Below are 25134 nucleotides of genomic sequence, written 5' to 3'. Positions count from 1 at the left end.
AGTATATTTATAGCAAATATATCTCATGATAAACATTGATCTCAGTCAAAAAGTAATATTAGTTACCGGAGCGTCAAAAGGAATAGGAAATGCTATTGCAGAATTCTTAATGAGAATGGGAGCCAAGGTCGCCTTGCATTATAATTCTGATCAAAAGGCAGTAGCGTCGTTACTCACTAAATATAAAGACTCAGAATCTCGACCTTTTCAGGCAAATCTTTCAAATGAAGAAGAGGTGTTTTCGCTTTTTGCAGAAGTAGAAGAAGCTTTTGGTCATGTAGATACTATAATTCTTAATGCAGGTGTATTTATTCCTCATTCTACAGATACAGAATCCAAAGAGTGGTTTGCTGTTTGGAAAAAAACAATCGATATTAATCTTCATTCTGTAGGATTATTGACCAAATTGGGAATAGATCATTTTATGAAAAAAGGAAAAGGTAAATTTATTTATATAGGTAGTCGTGCAGTTTTTAGAGGGGAAACTGAAGAATACCTTGCCTATGCTGCCTCCAAAGGAGGTTTAGTTTCCCTTGCAAGAAGTGTTGCTCGTTCATTTGGAAAACATAATATCGTTTCTTTCATTCTTTCTCCTGGGTTTACACGTACACAAATGGCAGAGAGCTTTATTAATACGTATGGAGCACAAAAGGTATTAGATGAAATAGCGCTGAACGAGCTTACCAAACCAGAAGATCTTACATCTTTGGTTGGTTTAATGTGCAGTGGCCTTATGGATCATGCGACAGGAGCGACTATTGATATAAATGCCGGGAGTCATATTCGATAATTATTTTAGGATACTATCGAGGTTATGTTTGTACACCGTTCCAATAGGTAATTCTTTTCCAGATACTTTTATTCGGTTTCCTTCTATGGTTTGTATCTTTTTTATAGGAACAATATAGGATTTATGAATTCTAACAAATTGACTTTTTGGAAGTAGGTTTTCATAATTTTTTAACCTATCTAGGGTGATGATAACTTCATCATTTACATGAATTTTGATGTAACTCCCATAGCTTTCTAAAAACAAAATATCGTCAAAATTTACCTGATGAGTTTTTTTATCTCCCTTAATGAAAATACTTTCTTTAGTAGAATCATTTCTCACAATATTCGTAGGAGGGGTTTTGTACGATGTACTTTCTTGAGATTCGGCACGTAATTTTTGTTGGGTTTGAGCTTTGTTTATCGATTTAATAAAGCGCTCAAAACTAAAAGGTTTCAGCAAATAATCAATCACATCTAATTCATAACTCTCTAAGGCATATTCTTGATATGCAGAGGTGATAATAACCATGGGAGGATGCTGTAGTGTTCTTAAAAAATCTAATCCTTTAAGTTTAGGCATATTAATATCAAGAAAAATAAGATCAATATCATTTTCATTGAGATAACCAATAGCCTCAATTGCAGAGTGAAAAGAATCAACAATTCTTAAAAAAGTAAGAGAGTCACAGTACTTCTTAATTACCTTATGAGCCAAAGGCTCATCATCAATGATAATACAATTCATTATAGATTTAGTTTTAAATCAGCGGTATATACAGCATCGTAATCATGAATATCCAATGTATGTTGGTTGGGATAGAGTAAAGTTAAGCGTCTTTTTACGTTTTCTAGCCCCAGACCGTTACCTTTTTTTCTTTCATAAGGATCATAATTGTTTGTCACCTTAAATGACAGTTGGTCTTCAGAAGATATTAAATCAATTGTTATAAAACCATTGTGTTCCATATGTTCAAAGCCATGTTTAAAAGCATTTTCGATAAATACGATTAAAATCATTGGCGAAATTTGAACAGAACTATTTTGTATTTCTTTGGTAAAAGTTATGTTTCCTTGTTCCAGATATCTTATTTTTTGAAGGGCAATATAGTTTTCGATATATGTGATCTCTTTACTAATAGATACTTTGGGTTCTTTACATTCATAAATCGTATAACGCATCATTTCTGAAAGCTTTAGAATAACTTCGGGTGTTTTTTCAGAATTTTCGAGGGCGAGAGCGTATAGATTATTTAATGTGTTGAAGAAAAAATGGGGTTTTATTTGATTTTTCAATAACGATAACTCATAAGTAAGGCGTTCATTTTCAATTTCTTTGATTTTGGTTTGTTGTATAAACCACCGGTAGGATAAATGCAAAAAGGTAGATATGGCTATAATAAAAATCATAGGAAGAAATCCCTTTTCCATACTAACTCCCTCATAAGGCTGATTAAACCAGTAGTGATCTGTCCAGGGTTCAAAATATCCTATAAAATATCCCCAAATTACAATAAGTAATGATATACCAACAAAGTATAGCGCATACTTTTTAGTTACTAAAAATTTGGGAATTAACCAATAGATATTAAGATAGACTGGAGGAGAGATAAATAGAAGTATTCCGGTAGCAGCTTGTAAAAAGAAAAATATAAATGAAGTATAGGTATACTCTTCTGAAGTTGTTATTACTTGAATACAGGATACCAATAGAACAAGACTCAATAAAACAGAGAGATGAAGCTGAATTTTTTTCTTAAAGGTTGTATTGATAGCTTTTTTCTTCATTTGCATAGGTTAAGGCTAAAATAGTAAAAGCAAAGGAACATTCTTTCTCAATTTAATGAACATAATGTTTTTATCAATGAACTATAGATATGCTTCAATGAACAGAGTATATCTTGATGTATACATTTGTTGTGCTGACTTTCAGGCTGTTCATTAAAATAAATAGCACCATAGTGATGGGAGTAGTTCTTTTGGGGTATCAAAACTTTATCACTATGGAATATCAAAACAAAAACAATTTAGCGGTACGCATATTACACTTTCCTATCGTAAAAATTATTATCGGAATTTTCACCTGTATTTTATCTACTTTTTTGGTTAAGCAGTTCATTACGAAACCCTTATTCTCGTCTATAATATCTTCAGATACTATGGTCATGGTTATTGTTACCTTACTAGGTACACTCGTAATGACAGCCACATATTATTATCTATTTAAATATTATGAAAAAAGAACAATTACAGAGTTATCATTTAAGCCGGCCATAAAAGAATTATTGGGAGGGTTTGGCCTAGGTCTTGTAGTTATAGCACTTGAATTTTTAATATTATACCTTTTTGGATTTTATAAAATAACAAGTTTTGAAGGACTTCAATTATTCTTAGCACCACTAGGATTTCTTATAGGAGCAGCAATGCTCGAAGAAATAATGTTTAGGGGTGTACTATATAGAATCATGGAGAATTGGCAAGGAACAATTGTGGCATTACTAGTCTCGGCTGTACTGTTTGAGCTTCCACATTTAATGAATCCTAATGGGTCAGTTTTAGGGTCTATAACTGGAGTAATTTTTGGTTTGGTTACAGGAATTATGTATACCTATACCAAAAGGCTATGGTTACCTTTTTCATTTCACTTAGGATGGAATCTTGCACAACCTATTTTTGGAAGTAATATAACAGGTGTCGATCGATTTGGAGTGGTATTCAATGCAGAGCTGAAAGGAGATGTATTATTAACCGGCACAGCAATGGGCATTGAAGATTCAATTCTTTCGGTATTTACTTTAATAATATTATTTGTAATCTTCTATAGAGGATCAATACGAAACAAAAATTTCCAAAAAAGAGTTTAATTAGTTATTTACCAATAAGAAATCCCACTATTATGCTAATACCATAATAGTGGGATTTTATTTATAAACAATGTTTTAATGATCAAAAATTACCACCAGTTTTTTCTAAAAATTGATTTACGATTACCCCAAATACTTCGATTTTGCATTCTTATGAATTCAGGAGAGTAGTCTTCAATTTTAAGAAGTTCTATTCCAAATTGCGAAAACTCAGGAATCAACAAAGGATTAGCTTGAAAATGCCACCATTCTGAACTTAAATATTGTTTGTTGGTAGATCTAAGATATCCTCTTCGAGGTGAAATAGGATGAAAACCATATTTCTCTGCGGTTGCGGTAAAATCTATAAATCGATCTTTGATTTTAATCTTTTTATCTTTTCCAGATCCCCAGCTATCCCAATATGTCGCTTCAATTTCGATAAGTTCTCCTCCTTGCGCACGACAATATACCTGCCAATAGCTCTTGGGATTGGTTCCTTTGTTTTTAACCATTACAAAGGGATCTGTTTTGGGAGAAAAAAATCCTGAGTTTATAGATAAATCTAATGCGAGTCCGGCATAGTGCATAGATTTTGCCGATCTATGGTTATTCACTCCTGCGGTCAAAGATCTTTTCCCGCCACTACTTGTTATTTTACCTCCACGATCTCGTATTTCCTGTTTTAATAAATTGTACTGTCGCGCAGCATCTTCTCTCAAGATGAAATTATCAAATCCTTCAATGCCATTAATTTTATCTGCTTCGCATCGTACCCAATTCATTTTTTCGGTACTCATTACATATGGAAATTGAATCTCCCATAGCGTTTCTGGCCCAATAATCCCGTCAGTATAAATACCTGCCTTGTCTTGAAAATCAATGATATTATTTTTCAAGTTGCGATTAGTAATATCATCTCCAGGTTCTATGATTTTGTGAAATAAAAGATGTTTTTGAATTGCGTTTAGAAATTGATCGGTATAAGCCATAAGAGATGTTTTTTAAGTTGATTAATCTATACAAGATCTATTGCTTAAATGAAATTGTGAATTTTTGCGCTTCAGTATATACTATGTGGGATAAAGCAGTTTCTAAGATAGGTATTTTTGATGGATAACACCTTTGTAATTTTAATTTTATTTAAACCTTCAGAACAATTGAAAACTATAGAATTGGTATAGTATTCATAATCAATAATGTTAAGGGTTATTTTTAATTCCGCTTAATTCCGTGTACCTTTAGAATAACTAAATATTTACACAATTAATCTTATTTATTAACTCAATTTTAATTTACTCTTAAAACCATGAAAAGAAGTACAATTATGATGCTTTTGGTGTTATGCACCATGAGCGTTCCCATTCTCGCACAACAAAACGACAAAGAACTAGCCAATGCATACCTTAACCTAAAAGGTGAGGTAATTTTTGACTTTGTAGTAATTAGTAAATCAGAGCTGTCTTCAGTAACCAAAGAAATATCTATTGTTCACTACGATGAAGCTACTCGAACAGTAAAGGCAATGGCTAATGCCACCCAGTTTTCCAACTTTTTGAACAAACAGATTCCTTTTCGGGTGTATCCAGAAGATAATATTACCGGAGAGCGAACAATGACTTCAGACTTGGCAGTTAAAGCCGCTACGTTTCCTCTTACTGCATATCCCACATATGATGACTATGTAAGTATGATGAATGACTTCGCAACCAATAATCCAACGTTATGTAAACTAGAAAATATTGGTGCTACTACAGAAGGAGATAAGGATATATTGTTTGTAAAACTGTCTGACAATGTTAACAGTAATGAGCAGGAACCAAGGGTGATGTACACATCTACAATGCATGGTGATGAAATCGCAGGGTATCCTATGATGCTTAATCTCATAGATCTTTTGTTAACGGCTTATCAGGATACTAGTCACCCGAGGCATGCAGAAATCAAAAACCTTTTGGACAATAGTGAGGTATGGATTAACCCACTGGCAAACCCTGACGGAACGTATAGAAACAGTCCTAATAATACATCTATTGCTAATGCCACAAGAGGAAATGCGAATAACGTAGATTTAAATAGGAATTATCCCGATCCTGATGATGGTGCAAATCCAGATGGGAATGCATATCAAACCGAAACCCTTGCTTTTATGAATTTTGCAGATACTAAGCATTTTGTGTTATCTGCCAATTTTCACGGAGGAATAGAACTAATAAACTATCCCTGGGATACCTTTGCAGGAGCACATCCTGATGAAGATTACTTTATCCATATTTCTGAAGAATATCGGGATTTTTGTCAGGCCAATAGTCCTGCAGGGTATTTTGATGCACTGAATAATGGGATCACGAATGGGTATGCTTGGTATGAGGTGCAGGGAGGTAGACAAGATTACCAAATCTATTTTAAAAAAGGTAGAGAGGTAACGGTAGAATTATCTAATGATAAAACTCCTCCAGCAAGTCAGTTGGTTAATTTTTGGAATTATAATGTCGATGCCCTTATAGCCTTCTTAAAACAAGTAAATTATGGAATACGCGGGGTGGTTACAGATGCCGTTACCAATGAACCAATTGCAGCAAAAGTTACCGTAGTGGGTAAGGAAAATTTTGAGACTTGGGTTCCCACAGAATTGCCAGAAGGAGATTACTATAGACCTATAAAAGCAGGTACCTATAGTTTGGAATTTGAAGCAGAATGTTATGAGTCTCTAACGATCACTGGTATTACCATTGCCGATTATGCGACAGTAGTACAAGATGTTCAACTAACTCCAATTGGAGGAATAACGCCTACGGGGCTTTCGGCTTCAAATGTGCAGGCTTCAACGGTAACTTTAAATTGGAATGATAGTTCAGGAGCTACCTATGATATTCGTTATCGAGAAATAGGAAACGCCAATTGGATCGTAGCACCAATAGGAACAAATACATTTACGATTACAGGGTTGAGTGCCAATACTAGTTATGAAGCTCAGGTAAGAAGCAAATGTGCTGGAGGAGCAAGTTCTTCTTATAGTGACTCTGTCAATTTCACAACTACAGATATTCCTGCTTGTGCAGGTATTAATAGTTTTCCGTATACTGAAAGCTTTGAATCTGGTTTTGGTAGTTGGACTAATGCTTCAGGTGATGATATAGAATGGACCCGTGATTCTGGAGGTACTCCATCGCAAACTACTGGTCCGTCTACGGGTCAGCAGGGGGCATTTTATTTGTTTACAGAGGCATCTAGAAGTGCAAATGGAAGTCCTAGTAAAACTGCAATATTAGATAGTCCTTGTATTGATTTATCGGCGTTGTCTGGTGCTAGTTTAGAATTCGGATACCATATGTATGGAGCCACTATGGGTAGTATGGAGTTATTAATTAGCACTGATGATGGTGCAAATTATACTTCGATATGGTCTCAAAATGGAGATTTAGGAGATGTGTGGAATCAAGCCTCTTTAGACCTTTCGGCATATGCAGGTGGTGTAATCAAGTTACAGTTTAAAGGAATTACCGGCTCTAGCTGGAGAAGTGATATGGCGATAGATAACATTACTATTTTCTCATCTACTCCTGATACCGAAGCTCCAACGGCGCCTACCAACGTTGTTTCGTCCAACATAACATCTGTAGGGGTAACCTTATCTTGGGAGGCTTCTGCAGATAATATAGGAGTAACTGGTTATGAAATTTATCAAGACTCGTCTTTGCTAACAACAGTTTCCAGTTTAGTATACGTAGTGTCTGGTCTAAACCCAAATACATCCTATAGTTTTTCGGTACGCGCCAAAGATGCTGCAGGAAACGAATCTCCATCGAGTAATGTGGTAAGTGTAACCACCGCAGAAGGAGATATTACCTACTGTAGTTCGCAAGGAAATAATGTTAATTTTGAATATATTGATTTTGTAGGTCTTACAGGCATAAATAATGCTACCAGTGCAAATGGGGGATATGCTGATTTTACCAGTTTGGTTGCAGATATTCCATATGGAGCAAATACAATTACCTTAAGTGTTGGTTTTGCCAGTACTTCTTATACAGAGTTTTGGGGGGTGTGGATAGACTACAACAAGAATGGCACGTTTGAATCTTCTGAACAAATAGTCAGCGAGTCTACCACTAGTAGTGCAAATCAATCCTATAATTTTACTGTTCCTTCATCGGCTTTGTCGGGTAATACTAGAATGCGAGTGTCTATGAAATACAACGCTGCACCGAGCCCATGTGAAACTTTTACCTATGGTGAAGTGGAGGATTATACCATAAATATTGGTGGAGTAGTATCGGCAAAGGAACAAGATGTTGTTGATGCAAATATTTCTGAAGCATTACGAATATACCCTAATCCTTTAAAAGAAGGGAAACTGTTTATAAAAGGGTTACAAAAGGAAATACAAGATTATAAAATCTTAAACTATTCGGGGCAAATAGTAATGAAAGGTAAAATAGTAACTGATAATATAGATGTTTCTAATTTATCCAATGGGCTATATCTTCTTGAGCTATATCACGACGATAAGAAGTGGTCTCAAAAATTTGTAAAGAGGTAATTTGATCACAACATAATCTAAGAAAAATCCCGAATGTAAAAGTTCGGGATTTTTTAATGAAAAAATTATTTTGGCTCCCAATCGGGAGGTTTTATTAATATTAATATTTTGTTTTTGGCTCCTTGAGTTTTTTTAAGTTTAGAGTAAAGTCTTGAAATACCATGAAAGAAAACCTTGATAGGGTTTGTAGAGTTTAGAGGCTCAGAAATTCCGTAAATCACTTTTTCTTCTTCCGGTTCAAAAGTTCCGAGTAACCTGTCCCAAATAATTAGTATTCCACCATAGTTCTTATCCCAATATTGTTTGTTTGATCCATGATGCACTCGATGGTGAGACGGGGTATTGAATATGTACTCAACAGGTTTGGTAAGTTTTCCAATAATTTCGGTATGTAATAGGGTTTGAAAAACCTGAACAAAGACTTCCGATAATAATACTAGTATAGGATCAAACCCTAGCATTACAATAGGTAAGGAAAAAACTATTGGTAAAATAGCGTCTAACGGGCCAAATCGATAAGCCACAGACATATTAAAATGCGGAGAACTATGGTGTACTGTATGAGTAGCCCATCCTAATCCTATTCTGTGCATTAAGCGATGTTCCCAGTAGTATGCAAAATCAGCTAGTAGAATAGCACAAAAAATAGTTGTCCAATTCAGTTCCAGATGAGGTAAACTAAAGTTGTTGTAAATCCAAAAATAGACTTTGGTAATTGCCAGTATTCCCAGAAATACTTCAGTGATTAAAAAAGCACCAAAAGTGATTATGTTGGCTATGGAATCTAAAATTAAATCCCTATTTAATCGTTTTAAGTAAGCATAACGAATTAGTTCCAGTATAAAAAAAGGTAAAATGAGGTATAGCAAACTTAAATCGTTAAATATATAGAACCAATATTCTACGTCTATCCAATTTAATTGTTTTGATAAGAACTCTATCATATTAAAGCTTTTTCCATGTTTCAACATCACTATAGCCATAATAATCATAGCTCATAGTAAAGGAGTTTTCATCTATCATATCAATTGTACATTTTATCTCATACTTTTGTTCCTGATAGGTAACGGTATATTTTCCGGTTCCTTTATAACCGTCAAATTTATCAATGGTTAATATCTTTGTGCCTTCACCTTTTTGATTATTTCCATTTTCATCTACATATTCGTAAATATATGCGCTAAAAACTTGGCCTTCTTTTTTAAATTCATAAATAATATTCCCTGTAAATTCTTTTGATTGGTGTGATACACTCCATTTACCAATAATATAATCGGTTTCAGAATTGTCTATGGGTACATTGTTCGCTTTGTAGGTTGTTCCTTTTGGGACATCTGTATTGGTAGAAGTAAATGATACCAAATGGGCTACACCTGCAATTACTATGAGTATTGCGATACTTCTGAATAATAAAGTAGATGATTTCATATTTATTTTTTTACAAAAGTATTCTCCAAATTTGACATAAATTTTGACTTAAGTCAAAAAATAGAAGCACATTAAAAAAGATTGAAGTATAAATTGATTATAGCTTTTTTCTAATTCTACTCAGTGTTTCTTGTGATATCCCCAGCATAGAAGCAATATGCCCAAGATTGGTTCGTTGTGTGATACTAGGAAAACTTCGTACTAGCAGTTCATATTTTTCTTTGGCAGATAATAAATAATATCCTTTATAAAAATCATCCAATAGAGCCATTTGTTCTTCAATCATCAATCTTCCAAACCGTTCTAATTGAGGATGTTTTTCATACAGTTCCTGCCATTCGATATAATTTATAGATAAAACTGTAGCGTTTTCAGTAGCTTCGATATATTCTAAAGAAGGTTTTCTAAGAATATAGCTATGCCACGAAGTAACCATCATGTTTTCAGGGTAAATCCAATAAGTGATATCCTTACCATTTTGATAAAAATATGTTCTGAGGGTCCCTTCAATTATAAAATATATCCGATTGCATATACTACCTTCTTCTAGAAAAACATGCCCTTTAGATACGTTCTCTTTCAATAATATGCTAAGGATCTCTTTTTCAGTTATTTCTGAGATAGTAACATATTGTTTGATATATTTTATAAACGGATTCATTTTATAAAAATATCAAAATAATTATTGAGATGGAATTCGATTTTAATTAACGGTAAAATGTATTTGAAAGGTAGATTGAGGTGATTGGTTGTTCTTTTTTATGTCTTGATCAAACAATCGTTCCAGATTATTACCTGCGGTATCTTCAAGTTGTGGATTGATGATAATTTTATATGTTCCTGATTCCCAAGATTGATTAGGAGAGAATACCAATGAGCTATCTTGGTTTTTGAGTTCCCATTGCCCTTCAATTCTTGAATTACGATTATTTAAGATACTGAAACTGTGCGTTGCACTTCCGTAATCTAAGATTTCATTAGTTTGAATTTCCAGATGAAATCTCGTATTCTTTTTCGGGGGTAGTAACTTCCACTTTTTGATATTTGGTTTTGTTCTATCAGCTTCGGAGATCATAAAAATATTCTGAAAGCTTTTATTCATAGTAATACCAGATCCGTCTTTTATGGTTTTAGATATCGCTAGAGTATATTCTTTTTCGGGTACAAATACAGGACCTAATTTTTGGTTTGGTTTCAATGCGCGTTTTTGCCGACCTGGTTCTACCCAAATGGTTAAAAGTTTACCCTGTTCACTGATCAATGGATTTTTCAAAAATAATGTAGCGTTAGATAATGTATCTCCTTTTTTAGTGATGAAATGAAGGTGATCGTAAATTGAAGCTTCATTTACGGGTTTAGAAAATCTAACATACCACTTTAAAATATTGGCAGGGACTAGTTTCGAAGAAGGGTAAACAGAGATTACCTTAAGATGTTTATAATCAGAAGGGAGCTCAATTGTAAAATGTTCAATTGTTGAGTTATAAATTACTGTATACGCTTGATTCCAATTAAATGGTACTATAGGGGTGAACCTTGTTTCTTTATCGGTTATTTTTGTTTTACCAATAATAGGAATAGCTTGGGATAACTGCTCTTTAGATAAGTAGTCTTTATAAACTCTTATACTTTTTGTAGCATCTCGTGATTTTATCGCAATAAAGTTCTTATTTGTGATAAAATCACTTACTTCTTGAGCATATCCTATACATATGCAAATCTGCAAAAGAAAAAAGTTAACAAAAAACTTCATGTATTTTATCGTAAGATGGCTAAATACTAAAACGGGAGGCCGGTTATTTCTGTATCCACCAGTTTCTACCTTGTTTTAAAGCTAGGTTTCCAGAGGATTCTCTCTGTATTAAAACATACCCATTGGCTCCATATGCATCTAACTGTTGTACATTCACAAAAGGCATATTTACATAATTTACTCCTTCTGCGGCTCCCTTGATTGTAACTGGATTTGTAAGTGATCCTTTATAAGCTTCAAGATCTTTAAAGTCTAATCGCATTAAAGGGCGGTTATTGTTGGCTATTAGTAAGTATCGGGTATCATCACTTTTTACTTCAACGATATCTAAAGGTGAGTTTCCACTTCCAAGTTCTGCCACAGTTCTACCTTTATGATGTTTACCAGATTTCACCTCGTCTAAAGGAAATACTACTAGCGGTGTACATGTGTAGGCAGCAACAATATAGGACGTATCGCCCATCGTAGTTGGTAAGAATGTTTTAATAGGAGCATGTGTCTCAAACTTGCCATGGGCTGCATGGTATATTTCTAAAGAACCATATTCCTGTTTATCGGTAAAGGGAAAATCGATAGTTCTGAAGGTAGATGCAAATTCTTTATTGCTCAAGCCCGAAAGTAATATTTTTCCTTTAGTATATTTTATATCAGCCACTGCCCATTTTCTTAACTCTCGACCTCGGCGATCTTTGCTTTCTTTTGAAATAGGGTCTACCAAACTAATTTTACTGAAAGAAACATCATCTAGCGAAATTTGTTTAAGAGCATTGTTTTCTACTCTAAAAAGTATTGGAGTCCCAGAACTATGAGTAACAGAGATATAGATGTTGTTGTTTTCTTGATTGACCACCATATCGGTTATTTGTATTTGGTCTATTTGTGTTCCCAGCATGTCTGCAATGGTTTTGTCTAGCTGGTCTATTTTCACTTTTGAATTATCAACTTTAGTGTGAGCACTTAAATCTACGGCAACTATTTGTGCAGATTTACTGTCTCCTATAAACAATATGCTTTCTGGACCAAAAGTCATAGCATTTATAGAAGTAATTTCAGGATTACCGGTCACAAAATCTACTTTTAAAGCAGCATCAGAGTTAGCAATAATAGAAGAGAAGGAGAGGATCAAAAAAATAATGAACGCAATTAAAGATTTCATAATGTAGAATTTATAGAGATTGATCAAATGTTTCTAAATGTAGGTAAAAACATACAGCACCATAGTTAAAGAAATATCAAAATCGATCTTACGGGTGTATTAAAAATCTCTTAAAAAGTATTTGCCGTTAAAAATAGAATATAATCATTAACCTTATTGCAAAGAGTGTTGCAATAACGTCAGATAGGCATATATGGGTAAGTATTAATCTATAATTTCTCTTATGTCGACTTCCATGTAGTCGGCGATCTTTTTAATTCTGGCAAAGTCTTTTGCCAAATCTTTACGCTTTACTACATAATCACCAGCCTGAGGACTCACACCAAGAACCTTAGATATACCGTATACCGTTTTTGCTCCTTTACTTTTCTTGAGGAGCTTTTTCAACTTTCGATTTGTCATAAAAACAAACATACAAACAAAATTTGATTAATCAAATAAAATTTTATTAAAAAAATATTTGTATATTAAAATAATGTTTGTATATTCGTGACATACTAATTCAAATCATCTATACTATGAAACTCTTACTCGCAACGGCTTTTTTATGTGTTACTTTAGGGAATGCAACCCCGCTAAATACGGAACCAACTTCTTCAGAAAAAAAGAATAAAGCTGAGCGTAAAAAAAATGGTAATGAGGATTCTTATAGGAATAAAAATCTGCATTCTATTAAGAAATGGAAGATCACTATAGAGTATACGAATGGAACTAAAATTTCTAAAACTATCGTAGTCGATAAAACATCAGATTTAAGTGCTTTAGAAACAGCTTTTCAAGAAGCAGATAGGCATATCAAAGATTTTAAAAATGTAAAAGATTATACAGTCTCTCCAATAGGTAGTTCTTTTGTTCTACTTGCCGGAGATTAAAAATATTATATCAATACCCTGAACTTACCTGCATAAAAGGAAAATGGCGTTTTGTTGTTTTCCTTTTTTATTGTCTCTTCAGTATTATCTGGAGTTTACTGTATTTTTGGCTTGGAACAATTACTTAATTTAGCTTAACTAAATAGAAAATATGATGACCACTGAGAAAGGAGTAAAAGAGGTTATTGCGCAAAACAGTAGATTTACGTTCGATGAAATTGAGTTAACAGACCCAATAGATAAGTTCATTTCTTCTTTTATGGCAGATCGTTTAGCCAGAGAGTTGAAACGTAAATTCCCTAGAGTAAATACTACAGAGCTTACCAATGTTTTGTTTTCAAGACTTAGAACTATAGCCGATATAATAGCTAAAGTTGATTCTTATACAGAATAATTATGAAAAAGATTTTATTAGGAGTTGTGTTTTTTATTATCACTAGTTCTTGTTTTGCGCAGCAAAGACTTTTCTCAATAGGATATGGTAAAACTTTTGTGTCCAATGATTCAACTACGGTGAGCTTAACATTAGATTTGAATAGAATTCCGGGGCAAAGCGAAAGAGCAGGAGGGTATTATTTTGTTAATGAAGTTTTAGGAGAAAAAGGTTGGGGGTATTATATCAAACCAACTGTAGATATTAATATAGGAAGCAGTGTAGCAAGTTCGCCAAATAATATCTTTTTAGGAGTACCCATTGGTTTGGTGTATGATTTTGAGAAAACCCCGTTAGGTATCTTTTCTTTATATATTGAAGGTTCACCCGAAATGAATGCGGATAAAACATTTAAAAATAATCTTCATTATTTTACGATCAATACGTATCTCAAATATGAATTTCTCACAGAATCTATGTTGATGAATGTTTTTACGGGAATTTCAAATGCAAATGGTGTGCGAAACCAGGTAGATATAGAAACCGATTCATATGGGCGACTTACAGTTCCCGTATTTTTAAAACTTAATTTTTGGAATGCATTATCACCAAAGGAAAGGAAATTTAGGAGAGTAAATTGGACCAGCTCTTTAAAATTTAATTATGTGTATGCAGATAATGATATCATTAATGAGGATGATAGTTATATATATTTTAATAGCAGGTTAGATTTTTACATTACCCCGAATATTGGAATAAATGCTATGTATTTTAACGGTCAAGAAGAGCCCTTGTTTAGAGAGAATCATGCAATAAGTTTTGGAATAACACTAGCTAGATAGTATTATTCTTCATCGGTATTCATAATATCGCTCCACATGGTGTTTTCCATAGTAATGATATTCTCTACTCTTGTTACTAATATGTGAAAAGGATCTTTTTTATCTTTATAAGCTCCAGAACCAGTAAGATATAGGAATTTTTCATGACGTAACGCTTCAGAGGTCGTTCTATACTTGACCCATTTTTCTTGATATTTTAGCAAACTTGATACTCCCGTTAAAATTGCTACAAGCATACCAAGTACACCTATAACATAATTTAAGTACCATAAATTTTTATTGGCTTCTACAAAACCTGCGGCAAAAGGAATTAGTGCAGAAAAAACGATGACTAGGCTTTTGGTCCAAAGGTGTAGGCTCTTATTTATTTTACTTTTTCTATTATACCAGGTCATCTGGTATTCGATTCTTTCCTTAAGATATTGTTCTTCGTTCATGTAGTATGTGTTGGTTAAACAAATATATTACGATTTCAAATCTAAATGTATAACTCTTTGTGTAATTGTTTTATTTTTGAAATAAATCTAAGTAAATTTAATAGGCCTAGCTATTCATAGTATTTGTTATTCCGTGTTTCATTCTTAAAAATATATAGTATACTAAAAAATTGGTATGAGTAAAAGACAAGGTGTTTTTATTAGTTATAGTAAAAAAGATGTAAAATGGTTAGATTATTTAAGAACGCATCTTAGCTATTTGGAAAGAGAATACGAGTTTACTATTTGGGAAGATTCAAAAATTGAAGTAGGAGCAGACTGGAGGGACGAAATTAACAAGGCAATTAGCACCACCAAAATAGCGATACTCATGGTTAGCCCTAATTTTATTTCTTCAGAATTCATAAATAATGAAGAATTGCCAGCACTGCTTACGGCTGCTAGGGATGAAGGAGCTTTTATATTTCCTATAATCGTTAGCCATTGTATGTTTTCAGACATTGATGCAATTTCAAAATTTCAAACAGTTAATCCTCCCACCGAGCCTTTGGTGATCATGGATCAAGGTCAGAGAGATGCACTTTTTGTTAAAGTAACAAAAGAGATAAAAAAAGTTTTATCTGCTCATAATAGTGAACAAGAGAGATCATCTGTTAATCAAGATGCTATAACTTCTATAAAAACATCATTTGTTAGGGTAATAGTGATGCGTATCTTTTTTGAAAATTTATCAACAAAAGGGTTGTCGATAAAAGAAGTACATCAATTATCAAAAATCGAAAAACGCAAAGATGTGGTAAGTGTAATTCATGAATTGGAAGCCATGAATTTCGTAGATAAAACTAAGGTCGAGCTAGTGAACTACTACAGACTTAATGAGTCCGGAACTCGGCTTGTAGCAGAATATTCTTTTAAAGATTAAAGTTTTATATGCTTGATCGGCTCGCCTTAATACTCCTGTTTTACGTCCTGAGCGAGACGCTATAAAGCAAACCTTTCAAAAACGAATTCAATTGGCTACCAATGGTCATCAAACTTTCCGTTCCATGATCTGTTAAACTGATGGTGTTCCAGTCTACAGATCTGTTGTCTTTGTTCTTGAAACAGACAACAGCAGGGGTAAGTTCAATCAAAGATCCATTCACTGCCAGTGGCCTGAACAAGGCACTAAATCGTAAATTTGTATTTGGTTTGAACATGATTTAAAAGTTTTAAATTTAAAAATTAACATATTAATTTACATCAAAAAATATACCATAAATTGTTTTTTAATTAAATAAATAGATCGATCCCAAAAGTGGCTATTGAATTGTAAAAACAATGTCACTACGATTTTTTGGTGGTTAGCCTGCTGAGATTTTTAGTCTCTAATACATATACTAGTGAAAGTCCAAGCCTTAAAAAGGCTTATTTATTAGGCCTTTTGAAGAATTTTGAACAAATCAATTAGAACATTTGAATCTATCATACTCCTTTAATTTGTTTGATGCAAAATTACAATTTTATGAAGAGTTAAGCAAAAGGTAAAACCGCAGACTTTTTGTTTTTATTCCTTATTTAATTCTTAAATAAATGTTAAAAAAAGTTTTGAATGATCGGAAACAAGATATGAATTGGTAAGATAACGTTTATAATTATAAAAAGCCTCGATATTTTCGAGGCTTTTTGGTTCAGTACGAATATTAGACATCATTATGAATGTATTCGTACAGGCAATGGGGCAAACAAACCCTTACTTTTAAAATCCCCCAAAAATGCCTTTAGGTGGTGCAATTATTTTTTTTGAAGTGTAATCAAACCAATACAGCTCGGTATTTGAGATTGCGCATAGTTCATTATTAGAGTTGAAAAAACGACTTTTGATATTGGTTTTAGGGATGTCTTCTTCAACATTTAAGAATTCAATGTTCAGAAAAAAATCTTGAGTAAACATGAGTTGTTTTTGATAGGTGAACTCTTCTTTGCATTGTTGCAGACCTATTTTTAGATGGCCTAGTTTCTTTTTGGTGTATCCTTTTTCAAATAGAAAACTATCCAAAATGCTGTATATATAGGTTTGATAGGCGCTAGTGCGCATTACCATAAAATCGTCTACATCGTTCCCTTTTACTTTGTATTTTTTTCTGAACATGATATACGTTTATAGGTGTGACTCTTTTATTTTTTGTTGTTTCCTTTTCTTTTTTTGTCCGAATTGGAAAGCTCTTGAAATATTGAACCCTAGATGCACATCTCCCTCAAAAAAATCATCGGTAGATTCTGTAATGAAACTTTTTTCAATCATGGTGATAGAATTTGATAGAATGATTTGAAATACATGACCTCCAGTTTCAATATCGATTCCAAACGCAAGCGAATTTGTGGTATTAATTGATTCCAAAGGGTTTAACGTGTAATGATATTCCCCATTTACCGATATTCTCTTGGTTAATTTGATTCTACCTCCAATTCCTAAAGCAAAAATATCATGCGGGTCCTCTTCGATAGCCACTGAGTTTCGGTGTATGTAACTTGGCATTATTTGTAATGAAAACCCTGGACTGAATTTTCTGGCCAGCAGAAGTTGTGTGGTGTAGAACAGTCGATCACTTTCACTAGGTTCATTTCCAGGCTCAAAATCGTCTACACTTCTGTAAACGGTGCTTCCGAATAAGGATACAGAGATGGGGAATGATTTTTTACCGATTCCTTGTTTTAAAAGTTTGTATTTAAAAAAAGCATCATAAGCTTTTTCAAAACTACTTCTTCCAACTCCTATCATAAGGTTATCTGTTAAACCATACTCAAAAGCAAAACGAATATTTGATTGATCGAGACCAAACAATTCATCTGCCCCTAGATTAACTCTGCCAAAGCGATGAGATATTACAAATTCTAAAATTCCTTTTTTTCTGTTTTCAATAGAATGGCCATTAAGTATTCGAGTACCTTTAAAGGTTGCCGTAGCATATTCTTTTGTTTGTGGAGTTTCTTCGTCGAGTATTTCAAATAGGTCCTGTGCTGTAACAACGTTACCTATACTTAGAATGGTAAGTAAGATGATAAACTTTTTCATATTATTTGGTATACGGTTTATGATCAAAATTGAAGGATACTTTAATGGTTTTGGCGATGTTGTTTACCACAACGGAAGGGATTTCAATATTGAAATCAGCCACTTTAACAGGAAAACTACCTTCCAAAAAAATGTGATCTTCTGTCTTTTTAATTTTAGCTTTAGTTTCTAAACTTTTGGTAACACCATGAATGGTTAAATTTCCTTTTATGATTACTTCTGAAGTGTTTTCGAGCGTAACAAAATCTAAAATCTCGCCTTTAAAAGTGGCTTTAGGATATTTATCAGATTCTACATAGTTTTCATTAAAATGTTCCTGCATCAGCGCTTTTTCAAACATGAAAGATTTCATTAAAATTGAAATTGCGATTTTACCGGTTTTGGTATCGATGATGCTAAGTACTTGGTTGTTGTCGGCCTCGATATCTTCAATTGGAGAGCTAGAAAAGAAAGATGTATGCCCGTTTTTAGTGAGATACTTTTCTTGGGCATAGCTCATGCTTGAAAATAGAAGACATAGTATGATTGTTATTATTGGTTTCATTTTAGTTATTCGTGTTTAATTAATAATTACACTTTTTACAAGGATGACATCCATTAGAAATCCGGTGCAAACCCCTTTGATGTTTATAGATTGCCCTTTATGTAAAAGTGATATTTTGTGGGTTTCAGTGCTGTCTAAATGGCAAAGTACATTGCCTAATTCATCATCACTGGTAAGTGCAATAACACCTTTGTTTTTATCGATGTTTATGTCTACGATAGTACCTTTTACTTGAATTATTTGCTCCAAGTATTTGGTATTCGCTTCTGTTTCATCGTTTTGGAAGTCTTCGAATAATTTATTAGAACTAATGACTATTTGTGCATTTTCGGCACTTATATCCAAATGAGATTTGTTTAAAAGTGATGCAGAAATGATAATACCTATAGCAATTAAAGAAATTACCAATCCTAATAGAATTTTTCCCTTATTCATGATGATCATGGTATTAGTTATTTAATGCTCCACCATCGATCCAACATCTGATGATTTCTATCTGTTCACTACTCAGTGAACTACCTTGTGGCATTCGTCTGCTTACAACTGCAGATCTTATTTGTGCGGCACTGGCACTAATGCTTTGGATATTTCGTAAATCTGGAAATCTGTTACCATTATGACATTCAACACATCGGTTGTCTATTATTGGTTTTACTTGTGCCGAGAAAGACACCTCGGAGTTACATTCAATAATTTCTGCGCTGGTTTCTTCTTCTACATTATTGTCACAGGAAATTTGTATAAGGCTTGTTAACACTGCGATAAACAGTATTTTGATATTTAAATAATTTTTCATGATAAAGATTTTTAGAAAAAGGGGAAGAAAAAGAATTTCTTCCCCTTGCTAATCAACTAACTACTAAACTAAATATGAATATGAACACTTAATTTGCTGCTGGTGCAGTTGGTGTATCTGTATTTGCGATCGGCCATACCCCTGGAGCAGGAAAGTTGATTCCAAAATTATCCCCCCTGGTCAAATCCTGCCCAAAGTAGTATAGTGGCCATCCTTTATATGTTATTTGTTGTGAACCATAAACTTCTATTACTCCAAAATCGGTGGCATCAAGAATACTTGGTATTTTATCTACTTCTATACTCACAATTGGCCATATATCGTTGTTAGAGAAATCCTCTGCAGTAAAGTTGTTTATACCATTTTTGTCATTGATAAATGTATATATTGTTCTACCTGAAGAATTGGTTAAATAAAATGTAAGCTCGTCTCCTGGAGTATAGTCACTTTTAAAGTTAATAGGATTTCCCTGGTCGTCTTTTCCTACTAACTGAGCTTCGGCATACATTAGCGAATAATCTGGTTTGGCGATATACCAGTTGTTACCAACTTTATCTCCATTGGTGTCTCCCTCAACATTGTCATTGGCAAAGTAATATAATGGCCACCCTTTGAAGGTTGTTTGTTTTTCACCATCGGCTCTTGTGATTTCACCAAAGTCTGAACTTTCAAGACCGTTATCGAGAGTTAAATTTTCTGCATAGAATATTGGCCATGCCGCTTTACAACCATCAGAACATGCTGACTCTCCTTTTGTATCTCTGGAGAAGAAATATAAAGACATTCCTTCTGCATCGGTAAGTATATTACCAAAGGTTGCATTCGAAGCTAGTCTAACGGCGTTTTGTTGTGTGTCTGGATTTGGTTGTTCATCATAATCATCACTACTACAACTAAACAATATCGGTAGAGATGCGAACAATACTAAAATACGATTTTTCATTTTTCGAGTTATTAAAGATTTGTTCAGCAAAGTACCGTAAACAAAGACCTTGTAATCAAAATAATATATGCGAAAGGGAAAATTTGGCGTTGAAAAGGAAAAAAAAGGATTGAATAAAATGTCGAATTTTTGACTAATTCACCCAACAAAGATATCTCTAGAGATAGGAGCAGTTTAAAAGAGGAAAAAAAGCGTTTGAAATATGATTATATATTTAACCATTGTCTAAACTCTGCCGCTTTATTTTTACTAATAATGATTTCGACATCTGCATCTCGCACTAAAATCTTGAGCTGACTATTACCGTACTTAATGATTTTTTCTATTGCTGCAATGCTAATAATAAATTGTCTATTTGCTCTAAAAAATAGTGATGCATCTAAACTGGTAAACATATCATCTAAACTTGTATTGCTTGTAGACTTTTTTCCGTCGAAACAAACCACATATGTAATCGTATTTTCGGTGTATATATATGCGATCTCATTAATAGAAGTGGGTATAAGTTCATTTCTTATATAGGTCAATATTCGTTTTTTACCGGTCTCAAAAGCAGATTCCTGAGTTTCTGGACCATCGTTTTCTTCCATTTTCTGCTGATACGCCACCAAATCAGTATTCAACTTTGATAAATTAATGAGTTCACTTTCAAGGGATGTATTTTTCTCTTCTAGCTGTTTCTCATAATAACTCCCGATAATTCTTACGGCAAAAAAAGAGGATAGAATAATTAAACCACCCATAAGTGCAAAAATGGTGTAGAAACTGGTTTTTAGTTTTGATATTTGTGTTGATATTTCGTTTAGGTTTACGTGAGCTGCGACAATTAAATCAGATTCTGTTACCGGAGAAATGTATACAATTTCCGATTTAAAACCATCTCGTTCATCATCGTTATCTTCAGTTTTATTCTTTACATTAAGAAGCAAATCATATAGTTTATCTGAACTATTTTCTTCATTTAATGAATTGAGTAGAGATTGATCTGAATTTACTTTTTGACCAACTTTTGTTTTATCGGGGTTACAAACTTCTTTTCCAGACCAATTGAATACACATATAAAAGAGGCTTCGTTATGCGTGTTCTCTATTGTATTTTGTACATTATCTATGACAACTTTTCTGTCGATACCACCGGCAAGTTGGTAATTGATAAGTTTAGCAAATTCATTCGCCTCCCGTTTACTAGATTCGAGTTGTACTTCGATTAACTGATTTGCACTTACCTTAATAAAGTACTTAATACTTAATGAGGCAATAATCAAGAAAATGACCGATATAGAAATAAAGGTTAAAAAATATAATTTGTCTTTTCTCATGTGTCAGGTTTGCAAATCAGGGGTAGTATCCTAACGATTTATTCTACTATTTTATTTATGAAACTAAAATAGTATAATTTTTTAGGTGTTTTTTCTAATTATGAAATAATTCTAATTCATTCAGCTACTTTTTTTCCTCTTCACAACCCATTTTTCTTCTTCGGGAAGGTTTATTATCATACTTTATAAATAAGGATGTTCCTTTACCCTCAATAAATGACATAACAGCAAAAGAAAAACTAAACGCATTTATAATACAGCAATATGAAATTAAATAGTATACCCAAAGCCATCCTTAATTTATATCTTTCCAAATTATATTTTGTAAGCGCAATATTGTAATTTTACTTGTAGAATAAGCCTTTTATCTTGCAATGCATAAAAAAGCCAATATCATATTTTTTACTCTTGGACTTCTTATATTGATTGGAGTATATCTTGTTTTTAGATATTCTGGTGATTCTTATATGAACATGAATACCGTTTCTACCGATGTAGAAATAAGCTCAGGAGAACTCATCTCTTCTTTTATTGTTGACGAAGATGCTGCAAACTTAATGTACAGAGGGAAAATAATAGAAGTAGAGGGCATTATAAAAGATATTACCTTCCTAAATAACAGGAACACTATTTTTTTATATGGGAAAAATAAATATTCCAGCGTTATTTGTGATATGTATCCAAATCAGGAGGGAGAGATCAAAGATTTGAAGAAAGGCCAAAAAATAAAAATAAAGGGAGTTTGTAAAGGATTTCTAAAAGATGCTATATTGCTTAATTGTATGCTGATTAACACTACCATCAATGAATAAATTTATTGTTCTGATATTCTTTTTTATCAATTTTACGGACTTTGATGCTAAGTCGGATCAATTTATAACGCGTCAGGGTCAGGTTTCATTTTTTTCTTATACATCTGTTGAGGATATTGAAGCCAAAAACAACCAAGTACTAAGCATAATTGATATTTCTAAAAAAGAAATAGCAGTGAGTATGCTTATGAATGCCTTTGTGTTCAAAAAATCATTAATGCATGAGCATTTTAATGAGAGTTATATAGAATCAGATTTATATCCTAAAGCGACTTTTGGAGGGAAAATTATTGATTTTGACCCTTCAGATGCCTCTATGCAAACAAGGATGGTAAAGGGAAATCTAACCATTCATGGTATTACAAAAGCAGTAGAAATAAAAACAACCATAGAGCAAATAGATGGTTCTTATATTATAACTGGTGATTTTGAAGTTCCTGTTAAGGATTTTGATATTAAAATTCCACCAATATTGGCTCCGAATATTGCTAAGATTATATCCATAAAATTCAGATTTGAATATCAACATTATGAAAAATAATATCCTTTTTTTGATACACCTAGGTATCCTGATGGGTATACATATATCGATCCAGGCGCAGGATTTATTGGATAAACTAGATCAAGAATATCCAGATGATCCTCAATATCAGTTGGCGACCTTTAAAGCTAGTCGAATTTCTATTGGCCACTCTGTTGAGACTAGAAAAAAAGGAGTATTAGAATTTCAGGGGTTTACTAGGTACTGGAATATTCCGAATTCTAGAGGGCAGAGTTTTGTAGCTGATAGAATGGGGGCTAGAATAGGATTGGAGTATGGTATTTCTGATCGATTAACTTGGGGTGGAGGATGGAGTACCTTAGATGGTATTTTTGATAGCTTTTTTAAATATAAGCTAATTAGACAACGTAGTGATGGTAAAGGAGCACCTGTAAGTCTTACATTATTTCAGAATATCGCATATCGAAGTGAACGCAATCCACCTCTTCCCGATATAAACCGTTTCGATACATTTCAGGATCAGTTAAGTTTTACTACCCAGCTGTTACTTGCCCGAAAGTTTACACCACAGTTTTCTGCCCAAATTTCACCTACTTATATTCATAGAAGTTCTTCAGCTTTTGCCGAGGATCCTAATAATCAATTTGCAATTGGAATAGGAGGTCGATACAAAGTAGGAGGTCATGTTTCTATTGTGTCAGAATATTACTATGTAATCAACCCTCTAGAGTCTTTTACTACATACGATGCCTTTGCTTTGGGGGTTAATTGGGAATTGAGTGATGTGATGCTTCAGTTTAAACTCACCAATACCTGGTTCTTCTCAGAAGAAGCGTTTATTACACAAACACCAAATAATTTCAATTTTAATGATGGAAATTTAACGTTTGGGTTTAATGCTATTTTTGTTTTACATACAAATCAAAAAGAAAAATAAAGGTATATCAATTTTTATAAACTGATAAATCGTTTCTAGTAGAATTTGTTTGTAATTTAAGGAAATGACCAGTATTGATCTCTTCATTTTATAAAGAGGTTTTTTATATTTACTGTTTAAAGCGATGTATGGATATAGAACGTCAATTATTATTTCTTCTAAGTGCGATTGGGGCTTTTAATGGTTTCTTTCTTAGTATCTATTTTGCTTTTTTTTCAAAACTTAAACAAGTTTCAAATTATTTTCTTTCTGCACTAATTTTGGTCTTAAGCATACGGATTATAAAGTCAGTGTTTTTATATTTTAATGGAGATTTAGCTCAGATTTACATACAAATAGGTATTGCTGCCTGTGCGCTTATTGGTCCATTTTTATTTTTATATATAAATACCGTGAGTACCAAAAAATTACCAAAGTGGTGGATATCTCATATATTCCCTATTGTGGTTGTTATAACGGTATTAGCAATTATTTATCCTTATTGGTCATATAGGAAACTTTGGTCAAGATGGATTCTTAAGGGTATCTATTTGCAATGGCTATTGTACATACTTTTTACTGGCTATGCTATTAGAGATACACTCAAAAAGTTATTCTCCAGAAGTATGAAGCTTACTAGACCTGAGATTTGGGTGTTAAGTATTTTTGTGGGTGTCGCACTAATATGGCTGGGGTATAATATCGGATCATATACTTCTTATATAGTTGGAGCTTTTTCTTCATCGTTTGTGTTTTACTTAATCATTTTGTTTTGGGTATTCAAACGAGATAAGAAAGCGATGTTTTTTGAAGAACAAACCAAGTACGCCAATAAAAAAATTGAATCGCAAGAGGCAAAAAGCATCAGAGTAAATCTTGAAGAAATTATCACTTCTAAAGAGCTATTTAAAAACCCAAATCTTAAATTAAACGAGGTTGCTTCTCAATTAAATGTTTTACCACATTATTTATCTCAATTCCTGAATGACAATTTGGGTAAGAGTTTTTCACTATACATCAATGAATATCGTATTGAAGAAGCCAAGCGCTTATTAAAAACCGAAAATAATTACACCACAGAAGCTATAGGATACGAATGTGGTTTTAATTCAAAATCAACTTTTTTTACAACTTTCAAGAAAATTACGGGAGTCACTCCGTCAAAATATAAATTGAGTCATTCCTAGTAAATACAATAGTTTAGTCATGTTTTTCGGTTCATTTTTATA

Annotated in this window: 28 protein-coding genes; 11 read left to right on the top strand and 17 right to left on the bottom strand. The window is 33.1% G+C overall.

Translation table 11 applies throughout. From position 1 onward, the window contains the following. Positions 1–25: 25 nt before the first annotated feature. A complete protein-coding gene (locus M0D21_RS01435) occupies positions 26–790 on the top strand; it encodes an SDR family NAD(P)-dependent oxidoreductase (protein ID WP_248325796.1) in 765 nt (254 codons plus the stop codon). Here the strand turns inward: M0D21_RS01435 and M0D21_RS01430 are convergent, their stop codons facing one another. Together M0D21_RS01430 and M0D21_RS01425 are read right to left on the bottom strand one after the other, a co-directional pair. Next, entirely contained in the window at positions 791–1519 is a 729-nt protein-coding gene (locus M0D21_RS01430; protein WP_248325794.1) for a LytR/AlgR family response regulator transcription factor, read from the bottom strand. It lies immediately after the preceding gene. Beyond that, positions 1519–2559 (bottom strand): sensor histidine kinase, encoded by a 1041-nt coding sequence (locus tag M0D21_RS01425; protein WP_248325792.1) that lies wholly within the window; start codon positions 2557–2559, stop codon positions 1519–1521. The genes M0D21_RS01430 and M0D21_RS01425 overlap by 1 nt, the downstream gene beginning before the upstream one ends. Before the next feature lie 215 nt (positions 2560–2774). Between M0D21_RS01425 and M0D21_RS01420 the strand changes: the two genes are divergently transcribed. Continuing rightward, positions 2775–3635 (top strand): CPBP family intramembrane glutamic endopeptidase, encoded by an 861-nt coding sequence (locus tag M0D21_RS01420; RefSeq protein WP_248325790.1) that lies wholly within the window; start codon positions 2775–2777, stop codon positions 3633–3635. A gap of 89 nt (positions 3636–3724) precedes the next feature. Here M0D21_RS01420 and M0D21_RS01415 read toward each other — a convergent pair whose 3' ends face one another. After that, positions 3725–4606, bottom strand: coding sequence for a hypothetical protein (locus tag M0D21_RS01415; RefSeq protein ID WP_248325788.1), 882 nt, complete (start codon positions 4604–4606; stop codon positions 3725–3727). A 317-nt stretch (positions 4607–4923) separates the two neighbouring features. On the opposite strand from M0D21_RS01415, the gene M0D21_RS01410 reads away from it, so the two are divergent. Further along, positions 4924–8157, top strand: coding sequence for a M14 family zinc carboxypeptidase (locus M0D21_RS01410; RefSeq protein ID WP_248325786.1), 3234 nt, complete (start codon positions 4924–4926; stop codon positions 8155–8157). Between the two features lie 65 nt (positions 8158–8222). Here M0D21_RS01410 and M0D21_RS01405 read toward each other — a convergent pair whose 3' ends face one another. From M0D21_RS01405 to M0D21_RS01380, 6 genes are all read right to left on the bottom strand, one after another. Continuing rightward, positions 8223–9101 (bottom strand): sterol desaturase family protein, encoded by an 879-nt coding sequence (locus tag M0D21_RS01405; protein ID WP_248325784.1) that lies wholly within the window; start codon positions 9099–9101, stop codon positions 8223–8225. Between the two features lies 1 nt (position 9102). Further along, positions 9103–9585 carry a hypothetical protein gene (locus M0D21_RS01400; RefSeq protein ID WP_248325783.1) on the bottom strand — a complete coding sequence of 161 codons (483 nt, stop codon included), beginning with the start codon at positions 9583–9585 and terminating at the stop codon, positions 9103–9105. Positions 9586–9682: 97 nt separating this feature from the next. Beyond that, on the bottom strand, positions 9683–10246 hold the full coding sequence (locus M0D21_RS01395) for a Crp/Fnr family transcriptional regulator (protein WP_248325781.1): 564 nt from the start codon (positions 10244–10246) through the stop codon (positions 9683–9685). 42 nt (positions 10247–10288) lie between these two features. Beyond that, positions 10289–11311: a hypothetical protein gene (locus tag M0D21_RS01390; protein ID WP_248325779.1), complete on the bottom strand. Its 1023-nt coding sequence runs from the start codon at positions 11309–11311 to the stop codon at positions 10289–10291. Between the two features lie 70 nt (positions 11312–11381). Beyond that, positions 11382–12494 (bottom strand): hypothetical protein, encoded by a 1113-nt coding sequence (locus M0D21_RS01385; protein ID WP_248325777.1) that lies wholly within the window; start codon positions 12492–12494, stop codon positions 11382–11384. Between the two features lie 204 nt (positions 12495–12698). Beyond that, on the bottom strand, positions 12699–12881 hold the full coding sequence (locus M0D21_RS01380) for a hypothetical protein (protein WP_248325776.1): 183 nt from the start codon (positions 12879–12881) through the stop codon (positions 12699–12701). 131 nt (positions 12882–13012) lie between these two features. Between M0D21_RS01380 and M0D21_RS01375 the strand changes: the two genes are divergently transcribed. The 3 genes from M0D21_RS01375 to M0D21_RS01365 all read left to right on the top strand — a co-directional run bounded on the left by M0D21_RS01375 (position 13013) and on the right by M0D21_RS01365 (position 14581). Continuing rightward, on the top strand, positions 13013–13366 hold the full coding sequence (locus M0D21_RS01375) for a hypothetical protein (protein WP_248325774.1): 354 nt from the start codon (positions 13013–13015) through the stop codon (positions 13364–13366). 151 nt (positions 13367–13517) lie between these two features. After that, positions 13518–13760 (top strand): hypothetical protein, encoded by a 243-nt coding sequence (locus tag M0D21_RS01370; RefSeq protein ID WP_248325773.1) that lies wholly within the window; start codon positions 13518–13520, stop codon positions 13758–13760. A gap of 2 nt (positions 13761–13762) precedes the next feature. Continuing rightward, positions 13763–14581: a hypothetical protein gene (locus M0D21_RS01365; RefSeq protein ID WP_248325771.1), complete on the top strand. Its 819-nt coding sequence runs from the start codon at positions 13763–13765 to the stop codon at positions 14579–14581. A gap of 2 nt (positions 14582–14583) precedes the next feature. Here M0D21_RS01365 and M0D21_RS01360 read toward each other — a convergent pair whose 3' ends face one another. Further along, positions 14584–15018, bottom strand: coding sequence for a DUF4231 domain-containing protein (locus M0D21_RS01360; RefSeq protein ID WP_248325769.1), 435 nt, complete (start codon positions 15016–15018; stop codon positions 14584–14586). Positions 15019–15193: 175 nt separating this feature from the next. Here M0D21_RS01360 and M0D21_RS01355 point away from each other — a divergent pair, with 175 nt between their 5' ends. Next, on the top strand, positions 15194–15940 hold the full coding sequence (locus M0D21_RS01355) for a toll/interleukin-1 receptor domain-containing protein (protein ID WP_248325767.1): 747 nt from the start codon (positions 15194–15196) through the stop codon (positions 15938–15940). An 816-nt stretch (positions 15941–16756) separates the two neighbouring features. Here the strand turns inward: M0D21_RS01355 and M0D21_RS01350 are convergent. The 7 genes from M0D21_RS01350 to M0D21_RS01320 form a co-directional block, all read right to left on the bottom strand. Then, complete coding sequence (locus M0D21_RS01350) at positions 16757–17149, bottom strand: thioesterase family protein (RefSeq protein WP_248325765.1); 393 nt, start codon at positions 17147–17149, stop codon at positions 16757–16759. A 9-nt stretch (positions 17150–17158) separates the two neighbouring features. Next, on the bottom strand, positions 17159–18073 hold the full coding sequence (locus M0D21_RS01345; protein WP_248325763.1) for a DUF5777 family beta-barrel protein: 915 nt from the start codon (positions 18071–18073) through the stop codon (positions 17159–17161). A gap of 1 nt (position 18074) precedes the next feature. Beyond that, a complete protein-coding gene (locus tag M0D21_RS01340) occupies positions 18075–18617 on the bottom strand; it encodes a YceI family protein (protein WP_248325761.1) in 543 nt (180 codons plus the stop codon). Between the two features lie 15 nt (positions 18618–18632). Next, positions 18633–19052 (bottom strand): OB-fold putative lipoprotein, encoded by a 420-nt coding sequence (locus M0D21_RS01335; protein WP_248325759.1) that lies wholly within the window; start codon positions 19050–19052, stop codon positions 18633–18635. A 13-nt stretch (positions 19053–19065) separates the two neighbouring features. Then, positions 19066–19413, bottom strand: a complete 348-nt coding sequence (locus M0D21_RS01330) for a cytochrome c (protein WP_248325757.1) — start codon at positions 19411–19413, stop codon at positions 19066–19068. 88 nt (positions 19414–19501) lie between these two features. After that, positions 19502–20356 (bottom strand): hypothetical protein, encoded by an 855-nt coding sequence (locus M0D21_RS01325; protein WP_248325755.1) that lies wholly within the window; start codon positions 20354–20356, stop codon positions 19502–19504. Positions 20357–20562: 206 nt separating this feature from the next. Then, on the bottom strand, positions 20563–21675 hold the full coding sequence (locus M0D21_RS01320) for a LytR/AlgR family response regulator transcription factor (protein ID WP_248325754.1): 1113 nt from the start codon (positions 21673–21675) through the stop codon (positions 20563–20565). A gap of 374 nt (positions 21676–22049) precedes the next feature. Between M0D21_RS01320 and M0D21_RS01315 the strand changes: the two genes are divergently transcribed. The 4 genes from M0D21_RS01315 (at position 22050) to M0D21_RS01300 (ending at position 25092) form a co-directional block, all read left to right on the top strand. Then, entirely contained in the window at positions 22050–22487 is a 438-nt protein-coding gene (locus tag M0D21_RS01315) for an OB-fold putative lipoprotein (RefSeq protein ID WP_248325752.1), read from the top strand. Beyond that, on the top strand, positions 22480–23028 hold the full coding sequence (locus M0D21_RS01310) for a YceI family protein (protein ID WP_248325750.1): 549 nt from the start codon (positions 22480–22482) through the stop codon (positions 23026–23028). Before M0D21_RS01315 ends, M0D21_RS01310 begins: the two co-directional genes overlap by 8 nt. After that, positions 23018–23926, top strand: a complete 909-nt coding sequence (locus M0D21_RS01305) for a DUF5777 family beta-barrel protein (RefSeq protein ID WP_248325747.1) — start codon at positions 23018–23020, stop codon at positions 23924–23926. The genes M0D21_RS01310 and M0D21_RS01305 overlap by 11 nt, the downstream gene beginning before the upstream one ends. A 128-nt stretch (positions 23927–24054) precedes the next feature. Further along, on the top strand, positions 24055–25092 hold the full coding sequence (locus M0D21_RS01300) for a helix-turn-helix domain-containing protein (RefSeq protein ID WP_248325745.1): 1038 nt from the start codon (positions 24055–24057) through the stop codon (positions 25090–25092). Positions 25093–25134: the final 42 nt, after the last annotated feature.

It is taken from the genome of Aquimarina acroporae, from assembly GCF_023195925.1.
Taxonomy (GTDB): domain Bacteria; phylum Bacteroidota; class Bacteroidia; order Flavobacteriales; family Flavobacteriaceae; genus Aquimarina; species Aquimarina acroporae.
The sequence above is the reverse complement of the archived record's forward strand: the minus strand, read 5'-3'. Positions and strand labels throughout refer to the sequence as shown.

Coding starts and splice junctions, on each gene's coding strand:
- M0D21_RS01435 (WP_248325796.1), top strand. CDS start 26: ATGATAAACATTGATCTCAGTCAAAAAGTAATATTAGTTACCGGAGCG.
- M0D21_RS01430 (WP_248325794.1), bottom strand. CDS start 1,519: ATGAATTGTATTATCATTGATGATGAGCCTTTGGCTCATAAGGTAATT.
- M0D21_RS01425 (WP_248325792.1), bottom strand. CDS start 2,559: ATGAAGAAAAAAGCTATCAATACAACCTTTAAGAAAAAAATTCAGCTT.
- M0D21_RS01420 (WP_248325790.1), top strand. CDS start 2,775: ATGGAATATCAAAACAAAAACAATTTAGCGGTACGCATATTACACTTT.
- M0D21_RS01415 (WP_248325788.1), bottom strand. CDS start 4,606: ATGGCTTATACCGATCAATTTCTAAACGCAATTCAAAAACATCTTTTA.
- M0D21_RS01410 (WP_248325786.1), top strand. CDS start 4,924: ATGAAAAGAAGTACAATTATGATGCTTTTGGTGTTATGCACCATGAGC.
- M0D21_RS01405 (WP_248325784.1), bottom strand. CDS start 9,101: ATGATAGAGTTCTTATCAAAACAATTAAATTGGATAGACGTAGAATAT.
- M0D21_RS01400 (WP_248325783.1), bottom strand. CDS start 9,585: ATGAAATCATCTACTTTATTATTCAGAAGTATCGCAATACTCATAGTA.
- M0D21_RS01395 (WP_248325781.1), bottom strand. CDS start 10,246: ATGAATCCGTTTATAAAATATATCAAACAATATGTTACTATCTCAGAA.
- M0D21_RS01385 (WP_248325777.1), bottom strand. CDS start 12,494: ATGAAATCTTTAATTGCGTTCATTATTTTTTTGATCCTCTCCTTCTCT.
- M0D21_RS01375 (WP_248325774.1), top strand. CDS start 13,013: ATGAAACTCTTACTCGCAACGGCTTTTTTATGTGTTACTTTAGGGAAT.
- M0D21_RS01370 (WP_248325773.1), top strand. CDS start 13,518: ATGATGACCACTGAGAAAGGAGTAAAAGAGGTTATTGCGCAAAACAGT.
- M0D21_RS01365 (WP_248325771.1), top strand. CDS start 13,763: ATGAAAAAGATTTTATTAGGAGTTGTGTTTTTTATTATCACTAGTTCT.
- M0D21_RS01360 (WP_248325769.1), bottom strand. CDS start 15,018: ATGAACGAAGAACAATATCTTAAGGAAAGAATCGAATACCAGATGACC.
- M0D21_RS01355 (WP_248325767.1), top strand. CDS start 15,194: ATGAGTAAAAGACAAGGTGTTTTTATTAGTTATAGTAAAAAAGATGTA.
- M0D21_RS01350 (WP_248325765.1), bottom strand. CDS start 17,149: ATGTTCAGAAAAAAATACAAAGTAAAAGGGAACGATGTAGACGATTTT.
- M0D21_RS01345 (WP_248325763.1), bottom strand. CDS start 18,073: ATGAAAAAGTTTATCATCTTACTTACCATTCTAAGTATAGGTAACGTT.
- M0D21_RS01340 (WP_248325761.1), bottom strand. CDS start 18,617: ATGAAACCAATAATAACAATCATACTATGTCTTCTATTTTCAAGCATG.
- M0D21_RS01335 (WP_248325759.1), bottom strand. CDS start 19,052: ATGAATAAGGGAAAAATTCTATTAGGATTGGTAATTTCTTTAATTGCT.
- M0D21_RS01330 (WP_248325757.1), bottom strand. CDS start 19,413: ATGAAAAATTATTTAAATATCAAAATACTGTTTATCGCAGTGTTAACA.
- M0D21_RS01325 (WP_248325755.1), bottom strand. CDS start 20,356: ATGAAAAATCGTATTTTAGTATTGTTCGCATCTCTACCGATATTGTTT.
- M0D21_RS01320 (WP_248325754.1), bottom strand. CDS start 21,675: ATGAGAAAAGACAAATTATATTTTTTAACCTTTATTTCTATATCGGTC.
- M0D21_RS01315 (WP_248325752.1), top strand. CDS start 22,050: ATGCATAAAAAAGCCAATATCATATTTTTTACTCTTGGACTTCTTATA.
- M0D21_RS01310 (WP_248325750.1), top strand. CDS start 22,480: ATGAATAAATTTATTGTTCTGATATTCTTTTTTATCAATTTTACGGAC.
- M0D21_RS01305 (WP_248325747.1), top strand. CDS start 23,018: ATGAAAAATAATATCCTTTTTTTGATACACCTAGGTATCCTGATGGGT.
- M0D21_RS01300 (WP_248325745.1), top strand. CDS start 24,055: ATGGATATAGAACGTCAATTATTATTTCTTCTAAGTGCGATTGGGGCT.